Genomic DNA, 14,574 nt, shown 5'->3' on the forward strand with positions numbered 1-14,574 from the left:
GTGCTCGATGGTTAGCTGACGGTTCGGGTGTCGGTGTAGCCGTGGGGCATGATCTCGATGCGCTCCCCGGCCTCGGACGCGGCTTCCATGGCGATGCCGACGCGGCGGTAGCTCCCGGCCACGGCGGGCAGGGCCTGCACGCGTCCGAGGGTGGCGGCGTAGACCACCGCGCCAAGGGGGATGGCCCCGGCTGCCTCGACCACCACGGTGCCCGCGGCGTTGAGCAGCTTGAGGCTCACGTTTTCCCCTGCGTCGGCGAGGTATTCGGTGACGCCGACGGGTTCGTCGGCGGACGAGGCGCTGGCGTATTCCGCCTCGCCGCTGGTGTTGATGCGGCACAGCTTGCACGGGCCAACGCCGCCGGATGCGGCGACGAAGGTCATGCGGGGTCCGTCGGTATAGGGCATGTCGTGTCTCCTCTATTTTCCGCAGCGCTCGACATAGGCTGCGTGCAGGGCGGGTTCCTCGCGCGCCACGAGGCTCATGGCCCGAGTGATGGAAATGCCGTCGGCCGTGGCGCGGGCGCGGGCCACGGCCATGAAGTCCCTGTTGCCGCCCTTGTCCTGCGGCACCTGCCCGGCGCTGCCGCCAAGGCTGGCGCGCAGGTCGGCCTCGGCGCTGGCGGCGGCCTCGCGCGCGTGCAGGACCATGGCCTTGTAGGTCGCCTCCGGGGGCAGGCCCTTGGCCACGGCGTCGGCGGTCAGCTCCGCCCCGGCCCCGGCCTTCATGATCTCCAGCACGCGCTCGCGTTCGGCTGCGGTGGCCGTGGCGGCTGCCTGCGCCTCAATGGCGGACACGAGGTCCGGATGCGCGGCACGAAGCGTGTCCACGGTGTGCGCGTCCGTCGCTGCGGATGCGTTCCTCGCCCCGGCTGCGGGAGCCTCGGGCGTGTGCGCTGCTGCCTTGTCGGGCATGGTGCGCTCCCTCCTTTCGCCCCTGGCCAGCGCCAGGGCGGTTTCAAGGTTTCCGATCTCGTCGGCCAGCCCGGCCTGCACGGCCTCGGCACCGATGAAGGTGCGGCCGTCGGCCATGTCGGCCAGCACGGTTTCCACATGGACGCCCCGGCCCTCGGCCACGGCGTCCACGAACAGCGAATAGTAGGCGTCCAGCTGCGACTGCAGGTAGTCCTGCCCCTCGCGCGAGAGGGGCGCGGCGTCGGAGGCGACACGCTTGTAGCGCCCGGCGGTCATCACCGTGCGGTGCACGCCGGCGGCGCGGTCCTGCTCGGAGCGGTCGTAGTGCACATAGGCCACGCCTATGGAGCCCACCTCGGCGTTGGAGCCGATGACCACGCGCTGCGCGGTGGCTCCCACCCAGTAGGCGGCGGAGCACATCATGCCGTAGCTGTGCGCCACCACGGGCTTGCTCGCGCGGGCGTGGCGCACGGCCTCGGCTATTTCCTCCACGGCAAACACGCTGCCGCCGGGGCTGTCGATGTCCAGCAGGATGCCGCACACCGCGCCGTCGTCCGCCGCCTGCCGGATGCGCGAGGCGATCTGCTGCGAGCTGGTGCCGCCGCTTATGGCCTGAAACAGGTTCATCCTGCGCTCCATCACGCCTGTCACCGCAATCACGGCCACGCCGTCGCGCAGCTCATAGGCGCGCAGGTCCGTTCCGCCGCCCTCGCCGGGGCCAAACAGTTCGCGCGCGGCCACGGGCGGCTGCGTGCCGCCCAACTGCGCGGCCACGAAATCGGCCACGGCGGCCAGCTTGTCCGGGTGCAGCGCCCAGAAGCGCGTGCTCAATTCCATGACGGCCCTATTCGTCCTCGGCATGTTCCGTCTCCTCGTCGGCTGCGGATTGGGTGCGTGCGGCGGGCGCGGTCCCGGCACCCAGGCCGAGGCTCACGCCGTACTCGTCTTCCAGATCGCGGATGAAGGCCCGTTCCTCGGCCCGCTGGCGCAGGGCCTCCTGCCAGTCCTTGCCCTGCTCGGCGCAGGCGTCGCGGTAGCTGCGCTCGCCGATGGCGTGGTTGACCTTGTTGGCGCTGGCGGTCTTGAGGGGGTCGATGTGCTTGGGGGGCTGGGGCAGCCACTGGGCGCGGGTGTAGTCGTGCAGGTTGGCGCGCATGTGCCCGAGGTCCGCCACGGGCACGAGGCCGCGCACGGCCCCGGCGTAGAGCATCCACGCCAGCAGCGGCTGGTTGAAATGCGGGTTCAGCACAAGGTGCTGCTCGGTCTCGGTGAGCTGTTCGGACTTGTTCATGCTCGCCCGGCTGGCCGAGTAGCTGGCCTTGTACTCGCGCGAGACGTTCTCCGGGCCGCGCCCGGTGGCCATGCCGAGGCGCTTGACGATGGAGTCGAACATCTTCTCGTAGTTCGGTCCCGGCGCGTCGTTGGAGAGAAAGCGCACGTCCTCCTGCGGCCCGGTGTGCAGCAGGATGGCCTGCTCCAGCTCCTCGTAGCGCTCGTCCCACGAGTTGCCGAGCCTGCCGCCCGCGCTCACGTGCTGGAGGTTCATCACGAACATGTTGGCGATGAGGGTGCGCACCAGCGCGGCGTCCACGAAATCCTTGTTGTCGCGCAGCTCCTTGATCATGGAGCCGAGGATGGAGTCCTGGCGGTACTCGCCCACGTTGCGCACGTCGCACACCATGAGCACGCGCGGCAGGCCGGTGGCCTCGTCGCGCACGGGCACGCGCACGGCGGGCTGGCCCATGGCGCGCGACAGGTGCACCGCCACGGGGCGGCCGTCGTGGTCTATCTCCACGCCGTCGCAGACCTCGGCGCGGGTGCCGGGTGCGGGGTCGGACAGGCGCATGGGGTCCAGGGGCAGCACGGACAGGGGCAGGGGATTCATGGGGTCGTCGTCGGCCAGCACCTGAAACAGGCCCACGCCGAACAGCCGCCAGTTGAACCACGCCAGCGCCTGCAGGCCGTAGAAGTTCAGGCGGCGCTGGGCATCGCAGAAGAAACGGCAGTCCATCCCCCAGCGCTCGAAGAGCTTGGCCCCGGCGCGCTGAAACTCGTGCCGCCACGCGTCGGACAGGCCCAGCCACTCGGCGTCCGGTGCCAGCTGGGGCGTCAGGCCAATGCCCACGCCCTCGGCGGTCAGCCCTTCCAGCAGGCCGTGGGCCATGGCGTCGTTGGTGTAGAGGTCCAGCGCGCGGTCCTCCACCTGCCTGCGCTGCATTTCTGCCAGCCGCCGGGTGACGATGGAGTTCGTCCAGTTGGACATGGTCCCCGTGCGGGCCGCGCCGTGACGCACGGCATGCCGCCCGCGCATGGGGGCAGTGCGCGACGCGTTCATCGCCGGGGCCTGCCGAAGCGCGCGCGGGACAGAATGGACCCGGAGGCCTCCGCCACCAGCTGGCGGCGCAGCTCCTGCAGCCGCCCAAGGTCCGCGCGGGTATAGGTCACCCCATCCCCGGTAAAGGCCTGCCCGCTCTCCAGAATCTCGGCAATGGCCCGTTCGGCCTGTTCAAGGGTAAGCGCCATGCATTCCTCCGGATGTTCAGAGTGTACTTCGAGGCCGCTATACACCCTGCGCACCGGGGGCGCGCAATATGCCCATTCCTAGAGGCAGGAATGTCCTAGGGGGGAAGGGGGGCTAGATTTTCGGTTCTGGAAGGATTATGCAACGATTCCGTACTGATACCATACCATATTCGACACGAGCGAGGCACGAATGAGCGAGAATATGCGGCCCCTACTTATCAGCGCTGCTGAAGCAGCTAACCTTCTGCTTCAGATAGCAAAACACAAGGCTGGTTTGTATGTAGGCAAACCAATGCAAGCCAATAACCTCCGCATAAAGCTCGACAAAGTGATGCAATCTCTTGCCATGAACCCAGAATGCCTCATACGAAGCGCGCCATTGTTTGGCATCGTCGACTATATCAATGAAGGCATGCCGGCATCACAGCCCAAAAATGTCAGTCCACGAGAAGAACTTGAAGCAATTCTCGCGTCTATTGAGAGTCAGATCAAAGTCCAGACACAAATCGGGTTCACTGCGGAGGTTTTTCGGACACTGGCCGAGTTGAATGCTTTCACAAAGCAGATCGAAAACAGAATCGGTCACGTAGAGGGGTCGCAAGACGCATACAATGCGAAATTAACCGGTGACATTGCGACCTGCGAAAAAACGCTGCACAACTATCTCAAAGAGGCTCGCAGCGGATTGGAAACGTCCAAATTCTCGCTAGGGAGATTGGAAGAATACACGAAGCACCTTGAGAACAGAGTCCAGCAATTGGAAGCCGTGCCAAACGCCTACGATCCGAAGTTCGACGCTGCCATAGCGGCCAACGACAAGAAGCTGCTGGACCATATCACGGATATCCGTAGCACGTTCGAGAGGGACACGACGGCTCGTGTCGAGGAACTGACGCAATACATCGCTCAGGCAAGGCAGGATGCCGAGCATATCACCCAAAAATGTGCGGAGATAGACGCCCTGTCCGCTGCCGCTGGCGCCAGTACGCTCGTCACGGAATTTTCGGTAAAGGCCGATCAGGAGATACAAAGCGGTCGGTCTTGGCGCTGGTGGGCGGTGGGTTGCTGCGGCGCTCTGGTTGGCTACGTGCTGGCGCTTATTTTCTACTTCGCACAGGTGTTGCCTCCTGCCCAGTACTACAACATGTTTTCCGCCATCGTCGTGCTGCTCATCCCGTTCGTGTACTGCGCCAAGGAATCGTCCCTCCATTTTGCCGTTGGCCGCGAATACCGCAGAAAACAACTCGAACTGGCCGCCCTTGGTCCCTATCTCAGTGGATTGGACAAGGACAAGGCGGACACGCTGAAGGCCGAACTTTCCAAGGCATACTTCTGCAAACCAGCGAACAGGAAGAGAGGCGAAGAGAGGACCATCCGCTTCGGCGGCGACGCGCTGAAGGAACTCATCGACTATGCCATTCAGGCCTTCAGGAAATCTCAGCAATAGATGAAAAGCATACGGCCCCCGGCATCTGCCGGGGGCCGCATGTGTGAAGGGGGAGCGTTTGGGTGTTCGTCAAGTGAACTTACCAGCGCGAATCCTACGTTCAATTTCCTTTTTGCATGAGTCTTTGCAAATTCGCCAAGCTTTATTTTTATCTGTGTATTCTTGGTTTTCTATTTCAAATCTTTGGTATTTTTGCTTGCAATGTGTGCATTGTAGTGAATATGCTGCATGGCCATTGACTTGTTCCGCAATTGTGATGATTTCTCCAGAACACTTTGGGCAATACGCGGTCAGATCCTGGATTTCGTTTTCCCATGGATGCCAATTCCACGTCCACTTCACCTTATATATTTTGTCTTCTGTGTAGTCGCGGAACGTCTTTGGTTTTTTCCGTCTCGAGTCCAGCCAATGCTTTATCAAATATCGACAAACACACCATATCGTGGGGGCTGCAAGCGCAACGAGTAGTATTCCATAAAGCGGGACTACATACGTGGTGCCGAGCACGTCGGAAAAAATCTGTGGAATCTCTTGAAGCGTCAGCACGAAACCATCCCAGTAGTTATCAACAATCTTATCGCTGACTTTATCCAAGACGCTCGTGATGATGTATCCCAATATGCCAATTGGTATGAGCAGGCATTTGATTCCCTTGGGCATCTTCTTCCATGCGCTCAGTGAGCGCACCCATTCCGAGAGGACTTTGATCATATCGTTTTCCATTTAGGTCTCCAGGCCGTGTCATTCAATTGGATTTTTCCAAGGATAAGTGCCAGCTTTCTGCACGTATCCTCGTCGCCCAGCTACCCAAGTCTCCAGAATTCTTCCCGTTCCCACCCCTGCGGAAAACCGGACGCCGCATGCATGTCCACCGGGCTTGCTTCCACCAGAGCGTGGAACTTCCTGTTCCACTCGCTGTCGTTGGTAAAGGCGCACAGCATGGCGTAGATCATGGCGAACTTCGCGTAGGGCGTGTGCGGGGCAATCTTCGGGTGGGTATACGCGTCCACGTTTCGGGCCTTGGGTGGAAGGCTTCTGTTCCAGATGCGCTGGTGGTGCGCACACTGGTTGCGCAGAATGGACAGCTCGTGGATCCAGCCCCCGAAATCTTTGTGGTCGAAGCCGAAGGTGCCGGCGATGAGCTTCTTGTATTTCGTTCTGCGCAGGGCGGAATACACGCGCGACCACACGCCCATGCTCGCCACCTCGCCCACGATCCATGACGGGGGCAGTCCTGGAGTCTCATAAGTTTCGAAATAGTGGCGACAGGCAGGATGCGCCTCGTCACGGTCCGCACGGGTGCATCTGCGCAGTTCTTTGATGAAAAGCTCGAAGCGTGACTTCCCGCCGTCTCCGTTCGGACTCGAAAACCTCGAATCGAAGCAGTCCCTTTCCAGAAACCAGTGCGCGCCCTCCCGAGTGCTCATGGTGTTGGAAATGACGCTACGAACGGCTATCTCAATGCGATCCAGCGCATCCAGAGCCAGCGCGCGAAGCTTTCTGTCGAAGATGTAGAGATCGAGGAGATCGTCGAAGGTGGTCCCCGGCGCGAAAACCTTGTTCCCCTTGGCGTGGAAGGGCGGAGCGTACGATTTGAGCCGAAACAGGCCAATGGTGGTGAGGTAGCGCTTGGCGCGGTCCTCGTCCGGGATGTGCAGACCCTTGCCGCGCAGATGCGCGAGCTGGTCGTCGAGGGTAAGGGCGGGCTTGTCGTAGTTCATTGGACAATAAAAAAAACCTACCGCCCCTCATTCGATATTATAGGCTCGCGGCCTGGGGCAGTAGGTATTGTCCGTATGGATGCGTTTTACCTATCAGGTCGCCGTTAACATGTCAACACGAACGCCGCGCAAACCGGGAAGACGCACGAATCCGAATATCCGGCAAGGTAATATCGCAGATTCTATCCTTCTTCAAGCCCCATTCCCCTCATCCCTCCTCCACGCTCTTGAACCGCGCCCCGCAGTGGCCGCAGCGGTGGTAGCGCTCGCGCACCCGTCCGCACCACGGTAGGGACTTGGTCACCCCCAGCCGGCCCGGCGTCAGCCGCCCCCCGCACACCGGGCAGACCACGCCCGTGCGCGGCGAGAAGTCCGCCACCGCCGCATGCTGCACCCGCCGCACGATCTCGCGCACCACGTCGATGGGTATTCTAGTTTCCAAAGGGGGACCTCCTGAGTCCGGCCAGCCGGGACTGGCGCTTTGCGTGGCGGACGGCGTCCGGCGGCAGCACGAGGGCCGCCTCGGGCAGTAGCCGCATGGCGGGCGTCCACATGGGGTCCGCCGCGGCGGCGGCATAGACCTCGCAGTCCAGCAGATGGTTGGCGCGGCCTCCGGCCTCCCACACCTCGCGCCCCTTGTCCACGCGCTTGCGCTCCGCGGTCACCTGCTTCACATATTCGGCCAGTTCCCCGCGCTCGGCCTCGGCGTGCAGATGCATGGCCGAGGCCGTGGCCGAGGGGGACAGCCGCGCGTGGATGCGGTCCTTGAAGGCCGCCGTGTCCAGCAGGTAGCCCACGATGCGCCCCGCGAACAGTTGGAAGCGCTGCGGCTGGCCGGGCTGGTTGCCCCATGTCGTGGCGCGCACGGCAACGGGCATCTCCCGCCGCGCGCCCTTCACGCCAAACACCGGCCACTGCGGCATGGCCTGCTGGAGCCACGCGTAGGTCTCCTCGGTCTTGGACCAGCCGTGCGGGTTGCCGTCCCTGCCGCCGCCCGTGTCCACCGCCGTGCGCCAGATGGGTGCCAGCACGCCCTCGCGTCCCTGCACCGGGTAGAGCTTCGGCAGCAGCACCTCCTCGGCCTCGGACAATCCACCCGGCAGGAAGCCCCAGTCCACCAGCCAGCTGCGCCCGTCGCGCGCCCACGCCCGCACCACGTACCAGCAGCCCAGCATCTGCACGTCCACGCCGCAGGTCACGGCCCACGTCTCGGCGGGGCAGGTGCCGCGCGGCAGGGTCTCGTCCACCATGGCCATCACGGCGGAGGCCGGGGTCTCGCGCGTCACCACCCGGCAGGGCACGGCGCGGCGGTTGTTGTCGTAGTTCTGGAGGCGGCGCGGATCGCCCTGCGCCAGAAACCAGTCGTGCAGCACGGCAGAAAGCGACACCAGCACCGTCTCCCAACTGCGCAGGTGAAAGGCCACCACGCTCGGGCGCTGCGGCGCGTCGCAGGGCTGCCATGCGTCGTCGCGCACGTGGCCGGGCAGCCAGCGCCCGCGCCGCAGGGCGAGGTTGCGCGTCTCGTCCGTCCAGCCGAATCCGCAGTGCGAGCACTCGTAGCGCGCCAGCCCCCGCCGCCTGATCTCCTGCGCCCGTTCCTCGCGTGGCAGGGCGGCCATGGCCTCGCGCTCGCTCGCCACCACGCGGATGCGCGCGTCGTCCATGATCTCCAGCTCGCCGCAGGCCGGGCAGCGCGCGGCGTAGCGGTAGAACACCTGCGCCTCGCGGCAGGCGTCGCGCCAGATGGTGGAGGCCTCGGACAGTCCGCGCGGCTTGCTCACGCGCAGAATCTTGGACGTCTCCATGTGCTCGTAGGCCGTCACGCGCTCCTCCATGGTCTGCACCGAGCCGGGGTCCTGATAGGCGTCCTCCTCGTCGATGACCACCACCCGCATGGATACGGACGACATCTGCGCCTCGGACCCGGCCCACATGCCGTAGATGCCGTCGCCCCCGCGAAACTCAATGCGCGCGTTCTGGATGGCGCGGCGCGGGTCCGCGTGGAGCTGCTCGCGCAGGGCGGGAACGTGCTGCACGTAGCGGGCGATGGTCTCGCCGAACTTGCGCTTGAGGGCCTTCTCGTCGGGCATGCCGATGCCGGCCGGTCCCATCTCGCGGCACAGGTCGGCCAGCAGGCAGGCGTAGGCGATGGTGGTCTTGGTGGTCTGCGACGGCGCAACGATGAACAGCTTGCGCACGTGCTGCGCGTCGAAGGCGTCCATGATGGCCCGCGCGTAGGGGGCCACGTCCGCACGCCACAGCTTGCCCTTGTAGGGTCCGGCGGCCACCCGCAGCGTGCCGCGCGCCCACTGGTAGGTGGAAAAGCGCGGCCTGCGGCGGAACACGGCGCGTTCGGCCGCCGTGGCCGCAAAGGGCGCGGGGACGAGGGCGAGGGCGGCGCTATTCATGATGGTCGCCTCCGGCCTGCCGCGCGCTCGCGCACTTCTCCCACGCTTCGCGCATCGGCTCGGTCCACCACGCGCCGGTGGCGTAGGGGTCCAGAAAATCCTCCACCATGGAGGCCCACAGCCTGCGCAGCTGCGGCGTGCGCGAGTGGGCGAAATCCACGGCCACGGGCACCATCTCCGGGCCAAGCCCCAGCGTCTCGCACAGGGCGCGGGCGCTGTCCTCGTCGCCGCCGTACACCGCCGCCACGCGTTCGGCAGCGTCCTGCCCGAAGGCCTCCAGTCCCAGGCGAAAGGCCTTGGCCCGCGCCGCCAGCTCGCCCTCCACGGTGGCCGTCTCCACCAGCAGCCCGAGGTCCTGTTGCAGGCGCAGGGCTTCGCGCTTCTGTTGCGTCTCCAGCTTCAGGGCGTGGGCCAGCCCGCGCCGGGTGGCCACGCCCTGCGCCTCGGTTTCGCCGTCCTCGTCGCAGGCCAGCGGCCTGTCCTGCGTCGGGTCCGCGTCCACCCGCCGCACCAGATGCGCCACGGCGTAGGTCTCCACGGCGCGCATGGAGAATCCGCCGCCCCGGCGCGGCGTCAGCACCCCGCGCCGGATGTCCGCCGCCACCTTGTTGTAGCTGCACTGCCAGCCCTGTTCCGCCAGATGCTGGTGCACCTGATGCACATTTTCCAGAATGTCGCTCATCCCGTGATCCTCCCGCGCGGGTCCGCTTCGATCCACCGCAGCACCTCGTCCGGACCCATGAACACGAGGCGTGAAATCCTGCCGGACAGCTCCCAGCCCTCGGGCGTGCCGCGCCAGCCGGGCGCGCAGCACAGCTCCAGCCCGCCGTCCGCGTGCTTGACGATGCGCGCCCGGCCTTCGGCCCGCGCCAGCAGCCCGCGCAGCTCGCGCACGGCCGGTGGCAGCTCCTGCGGCTCCGGCCGCTGCCCGGCGCTGGGCACTGCGGGCGGCGTTTGCGCCGGGCGCGTCAGGCGTTCCAGTTCGCGGCGCACGTGCGAGGGCAGCCCCGCCCGCACCCACGCGGCCACGTCCACCCCGTGGCCCACGGCGTCGCCGATGTCCTTGCCGAGGCTCGGCGGAGCGGGCCAGCGCAGGCTCTGCGGAAACTCGTCCTCCCACCAGCCCGCGTTGGCGCGGCCCGCGCCGTCGTAGTCCAGCGCGTTGAGAATGCACGATGCCCCGCGCAAAACGCCCGCCGCGCGTTCGTCGGGCCGGGCCGATGCCGAGCCGGTGGCCATGGTCCCCACGCCCATGCCGCGCACGAAGCGCCAGACCATGGCCGCGTCGCGTTCCGTCTCGATGATCACCCACACCCGCCACTCGGGCCGCCCGTAGACGTGGAACCCGCAGTACCCGCCCTTGACGTGCCAGTAGCGCGGGTCGGCCCCTTCGCCGCTGCGGCGGATCTTGATCTTCACCACCCGCCCGCCCGGCGCGTAGGGGATCACCAGCCCGGCGGGCAGGAAGATCTTCGCCTCGCCGCCGGTGCGGCCCGTGGCGTGGGGCAGTCCCCACGAGGTCACGGGTGGGAACTTGTCGCGCTCGTTCCAGCCCATGCGGCAGGCGCGGGCCGTGTCCATGTCGATGCCCCATCCGGCCAGCATCCGCGCCACCTCCGGCGCGGACTCCAGCCGTCGCATGCTGTGCTCCACGAACTGCGCGGCGTGGCGGCTCCAGTCCTCGCAGGGGTCCCCGGCCTGCCTCGGGGTCCAGCGTGGCGCATCCTCGCGCCGCGCGCGGCGTCTGGGCTGCGGGGCGGGGCGACCCGCCGGGGCGCTTGGCGCGTAGGTCTGGCGAAACTCCGCGAAGCCCAACGCGTCGTCCGGCTCGCGGCCGTGCGCCGCGTTGTACACGCCGATGAGGTCGGCGGCCGTGCCGCAGCTCAGGCACTGCGCCACATCCTTGGTCCAGTTGTACGAAAAGGCGTTGCCCGGCGTGCGCTCCGCATGGAAGGGGCAGTCCGCCCATATCTCGCCGCCGCGCTCCCGCGCCAGCTGCGGGCGGGTCAGGATGTCCAGCGCCACGGCGCGGCAGCCCTCCGGTCCCAGCCAGTCCATTGCCGCACCCATGGCTACCTCTCCCCCCGGACGCACGCATGGCCGCGCCAGATGTCGAAGCGCGGAGCGGGGCCTTCGACCTTCGTGGTGGGCTTCGAAGGTGCTTCGACCATCGAGCGGAGCGAAAATGCCCGGTATTCGTGTGTTTTCATCATGGCTTCGTGCCTTCGGCGTTTTTTGGGTGACACTCTCTTTCTCTATGCCTTTTCTCTTTCTCTTATTTTTTCTTCTCTTTTTCTTTTTCCTTATAAATAACTAAGGGTCGAAGAAGAGAATAAGGAAAGAGAGGAAAGGCTTGCCCCGTCTGGTTTTCGGTGTCTTCGTCATCTGCTTCGACCTCCCTTCGCGCCTTCGAGGTTCCTAGCCCTCGGCCGGAGGCTCATGCTCCGGCTTCACCACGGCGGCGTAGAACACCTTGTTGATGGGCGACACGCGCCGCAGCTCGGGCCTGCCCTTGAGGTCCTGCCCGAACACCACGTGCGAGGGCACGAACTTCTCGGCCATGCTCTTCTCCTGCTGGCACCAGTGGCGGAACGAGGCGTACATGTGCGAGACCATGGTCTTGCGCCCTCCCTCCCCGTCGGTGATCTCGACGCACTCGCGAAGGAACTCGCCCACGAGGTCCTGCGCGTCCATGTATTCGTCGGTCTCCTGCACCACGATGGCGGGTGGCGGCAGGCGCATGCCGTCGCCTAAAAGCCGCATGGCCCCGCGTACGGCCCACGCGAGCCTTCCGGACAACTCCGCTGGCGTATTGAGCGTCTCCTCCAGCATGCGGTCCATGGGGAAGATTTTCTTTTCGGGGTCGGTGATGCCGGGCAGGAACTGGCAGTAGAAGGGGATCACGCGCAGGCGCTGCTTGAAGGCCTGATCGCCGCCGTCCACGGTGGGAATGCGGTTGGTGGCGAACAGCAGCTTGCACTCGGGGATGAATTCGATCTGCTCCGACGAGTACACCCCCCGGCAGGGGATGGGGTCGCCGCCGGTGAGCATCTTGATGGCCGCGTCGGAGAACTTGGCCGTCTTCTTGGATTCCGAGGCCACGCCCAGCCGCCTGAAACGCAGGTTCACCAGGTCCTGACGCGGACCGCTGGAGTTGCCCGCCTTGCCCTGATCCAGCAGCAGCTCCACGGGCACCGTTGTGTAGTAGTCGCCCATGATGGACCGCAGGGCGCGGAAGAACACGCCCTTGCCGTTGCGGCCGCGCGGTCCCCACAGGCACCAGAACTCCTGGATGTTCGTGTAGCCCGTCAGCCAGTAGCCGGCCAGACGCTGCACGTAGTCGATGAGCTCCGCGTTGCCCTCGAAAACCTGATCGAGGAAGTGGTCCCATGCGGGGCATTCGGCGTTGAGCCCCCGCCATTCCACGGGGGTGGACATGTTGATGTAGTCCCACGGCGAGGGCTGGCGGGAGCGCCCCGTCTCCAGGTCCACCATGGTGTTGGCGCATACCAGCATGGCGGGGTGGCGGTTCCACTCGTCGCCCTCCAGTCCGAGGGAGTTGGCTCCCGCGCCCACCAGCGTCAGCACCTTCTTCACCCGCGCCACGTCGCGCAGGGCGGCGGCGCGCTTGTTCAGTGCGTCGCGCCGGGCGGCCAGCGCGGCCACGCGCCCAAGCCCCAGCATCTGGATGTCCTTGCGCTGCATGGCGGCGATGCACACGCCGTGCTCCGCTTCGTAGCGCGACAGCGCCGCGCCAAGGGCCCGCGCGCGGTCCTCATACAGCGGGGCCAGCTCCTCGCACACGGCAAAATAGTGGTGCCGCCCCGTGTCCGGCAGCCAGCGGGTGCCGTTGTAGCGGTACCAGCGCTCCTCCTTGTTGTCGAAGCAGTAGCGCCCCTCGAACAGTCGGATGAAGAGCTTGGCGTCGCCCAGCTGGTTCAGGCGCATGGCCTCGTTGATCTCGCGCGGGGTGATGACGGGCGGCCCGTCGCGCGTCCGCCGCCGTGCGGCCTTGTCCGCAGCCTCGGCCTCGCGCTGCGCCGCCTCTGCCGCCACAGCCGCCTCCACCTCAGCCCGAATCCCCGTCCCATCATCCCCACGCGACGCGGCATCGACGGCGGCATACGCTGCCCCCCCTTCGCGCGCCCCAACGCAAGCCGCACCCCCGCTAGGCGACGCGGCATCGGCCACGGTGTCGGGCGCGGCACCCGTTGCACTACCTTCGCGTGGTGCGGCACGTCTCGCGTCAGTCACCACGCCCCCTTGCGCCCCAACACAAGCCGCACCCCCGCCGCGTGGGTCGGTCCGCCCCCGCGACCCATCCCCTTCGCGCATAGGCTGCGCGTCCCCATCCATCACGGGCAATGTCCCGTCGGCATGCAGATCATCAGTCATGCCAGGCTCCAATCAGGTGAGAAAAGCAACCCACCGCACCTCCAAAGCCCCTCCAACACGGCCCTCCCCGGCCACCGCCGCCGCGACACCCCACACGCACCACGCCCCAGCCCCAGCAGCCGCGACAAACCCCACACGGCTCGCCCAGCCCACCACACCCGAAGCCCCTCCAACACGGCCCCCCCCAGCCACAGCAGCCGCGACAAACCCCACACGGCTCGCCCAGCCCACCGCACCCGAAGCGCCTCCAACACGGCCCTCCCCGGCCACCGCCGCCGAGGCACCCCACACGCACGACGCCCCAGTCACCGCCGCCGCGACAAATTCCACGCACCACGCCCCAGCCACCGCCGCCGTGACAAATTCCACGCACCACGGGCCACGCGCGATCCGCACCGGCTTCATGGGCACGTAGCACCGACAGTCGAGATGGTGTAACGCTCGGCACGCATGCGCCATGTGGCAACACGATTTTCAGATTTTCAGAAAAACCCCACGCCCCCAAACGCAAAAATCCCGCGCTCAGTTGCGCCCGTATCTGGGGACAGCCTAGGGAGGACCCATAACCGGTTGTCCGGGGGTTAGAGCGTTGGATCGTTTTTACAATAAGGGGCGAGGGGGGAGAAAAAGGCGGACGCGTGCCCTTGAAGGTCGCGGCCGGGGCGGCCGCGTCATGATCGAATGCAGGCCAGGTTGAGTAAGCCTGAAAGCGTGGGACAGGTGTGGGACAGATTCGCTTATCCGTGGGACAAACGCAGGAAAAGGAAAAGGGTTTACGATCTTTTGGACCGTAAACCCTTGTATTCTCTGGAGCCAGCGCGGAGATTTGAACTCCGGACCTGCTGATTACGAATCAGCTGCTCTACCAACTGAGCTACGCTGGCTAAGCGCGAGATGAGGACTTAAAACAAGTCATCCCGGCGGTCAAGAGGAAAAATGCGCAAAGACAGGAGTAAAGGTAGCGCATTTTGGGGGAGGAAGGAAGAGGAAGCGGTGAGTGTGGTTGCAAATTTCCGGAAATGTTGAGGAAATGCTTGCGTGGCGGGGGATTTGGGGATTCTTGCGGCTTGCGGCTTGCGGCTTGCGGCTTGCGGCTTGCGGCTTGCGGCTTGCGGCTTGCGGCTTGCGGCTTGCGGCTTGCGGCTTGCGGCTTGCGGCTTGCGGGT

Annotated in this window: 13 protein-coding genes and 1 tRNA gene; 1 reads left to right on the forward strand and 13 read right to left on the reverse strand. The window is 65.8% G+C overall.

The genetic code is table 11. The features are described 5' to 3' along the window. Window positions 1–11 precede the first annotated feature (11 nt). The 4 genes from GGQ74_RS00425 to GGQ74_RS00440 are packed head-to-tail and all read right to left on the reverse strand — an operon-like array spanning window position 12 to window position 3,437. Window positions 12–407 carry a DUF2190 family protein gene (locus GGQ74_RS00425; protein WP_167939583.1) on the reverse strand — a complete coding sequence of 132 codons (396 nt, stop codon included), beginning with the start codon at window positions 405–407 and terminating at the stop codon, window positions 12–14. 12 nt (window positions 408–419) lie between these two features. Beyond that, window positions 420–1,775 carry a signal peptide peptidase SppA gene (sppA, locus tag GGQ74_RS00430; RefSeq protein WP_167939584.1) on the reverse strand — a complete coding sequence of 452 codons (1,356 nt, stop codon included), beginning with the start codon at window positions 1,773–1,775 and terminating at the stop codon, window positions 420–422. After that, window positions 1,759–3,249, reverse strand: coding sequence for a phage portal protein (locus GGQ74_RS00435; protein WP_167939585.1), 1,491 nt, complete (start codon window positions 3,247–3,249; stop codon window positions 1,759–1,761). Before GGQ74_RS00435 ends, sppA begins: the two co-directional genes overlap by 17 nt. Then, window positions 3,246–3,437: a hypothetical protein gene (locus GGQ74_RS00440; protein WP_167939586.1), complete on the reverse strand. Its 192-nt coding sequence runs from the start codon at window positions 3,435–3,437 to the stop codon at window positions 3,246–3,248. Before GGQ74_RS00440 ends, GGQ74_RS00435 begins: the two co-directional genes overlap by 4 nt. Window positions 3,438–3,627: 190 nt before the next feature. Here GGQ74_RS00440 and GGQ74_RS00445 point away from each other — a divergent pair, with 190 nt between their 5' ends. After that, window positions 3,628–4,884, forward strand: coding sequence for a hypothetical protein (locus tag GGQ74_RS00445; protein ID WP_167939587.1), 1,257 nt, complete (start codon window positions 3,628–3,630; stop codon window positions 4,882–4,884). Window positions 4,885–4,953: 69 nt separating this feature from the next. Here GGQ74_RS00445 and GGQ74_RS00450 read toward each other — a convergent pair whose 3' ends face one another. The 9 genes from GGQ74_RS00450 to GGQ74_RS16150 form a co-directional block, all read right to left on the reverse strand. Further along, window positions 4,954–5,607: a hypothetical protein gene (locus tag GGQ74_RS00450; RefSeq protein WP_167939588.1), complete on the reverse strand. Its 654-nt coding sequence runs from the start codon at window positions 5,605–5,607 to the stop codon at window positions 4,954–4,956. A gap of 80 nt (window positions 5,608–5,687) precedes the next feature. Then, window positions 5,688–6,605, reverse strand: coding sequence for an Abi family protein (locus tag GGQ74_RS00455; RefSeq protein ID WP_167939589.1), 918 nt, complete (start codon window positions 6,603–6,605; stop codon window positions 5,688–5,690). 208 nt (window positions 6,606–6,813) lie between these two features. Beyond that, a complete protein-coding gene (locus GGQ74_RS00460; RefSeq protein WP_167939590.1) occupies window positions 6,814–7,047 on the reverse strand; it encodes a hypothetical protein in 234 nt (77 codons plus the stop codon). Continuing rightward, entirely contained in the window at window positions 7,037–9,013 is a 1,977-nt protein-coding gene (locus GGQ74_RS00465) for a terminase gpA endonuclease subunit (protein WP_167939591.1), read from the reverse strand. The genes GGQ74_RS00460 and GGQ74_RS00465 overlap by 11 nt, the downstream gene beginning before the upstream one ends. Next, the gene (locus tag GGQ74_RS00470) at window positions 9,006–9,695 is read right to left on the reverse strand and encodes a hypothetical protein (RefSeq protein ID WP_167939592.1); all 690 of its coding nucleotides are present in this window, start codon (window positions 9,693–9,695) and stop codon (window positions 9,006–9,008) included. The genes GGQ74_RS00465 and GGQ74_RS00470 overlap by 8 nt, the downstream gene beginning before the upstream one ends. Beyond that, window positions 9,692–11,083 carry a CHC2 zinc finger domain-containing protein gene (locus GGQ74_RS00475; RefSeq protein WP_167939593.1) on the reverse strand — a complete coding sequence of 464 codons (1,392 nt, stop codon included), beginning with the start codon at window positions 11,081–11,083 and terminating at the stop codon, window positions 9,692–9,694. Before GGQ74_RS00475 ends, GGQ74_RS00470 begins: the two co-directional genes overlap by 4 nt. 348 nt (window positions 11,084–11,431) lie before the next feature. After that, complete coding sequence (locus GGQ74_RS00480; protein ID WP_167939594.1) at window positions 11,432–13,069, reverse strand: phage/plasmid primase, P4 family; 1,638 nt, start codon at window positions 13,067–13,069, stop codon at window positions 11,432–11,434. 1,147 nt (window positions 13,070–14,216) lie between these two features. Beyond that, window positions 14,217–14,292: transfer RNA gene (locus GGQ74_RS00485), tRNA-Thr, on the reverse strand. 18 nt (window positions 14,293–14,310) lie between these two features. Next, window positions 14,311–14,574, reverse strand: a 264-nt coding sequence (locus GGQ74_RS16150; RefSeq protein ID WP_209280040.1) for a hypothetical protein, incomplete at its 5' end; no start/stop codon positions are given.

This window comes from Desulfobaculum xiamenense (assembly GCF_011927665.1).
Taxonomy (GTDB): domain Bacteria; phylum Desulfobacterota; class Desulfovibrionia; order Desulfovibrionales; family Desulfovibrionaceae; genus Desulfobaculum; species Desulfobaculum xiamenense.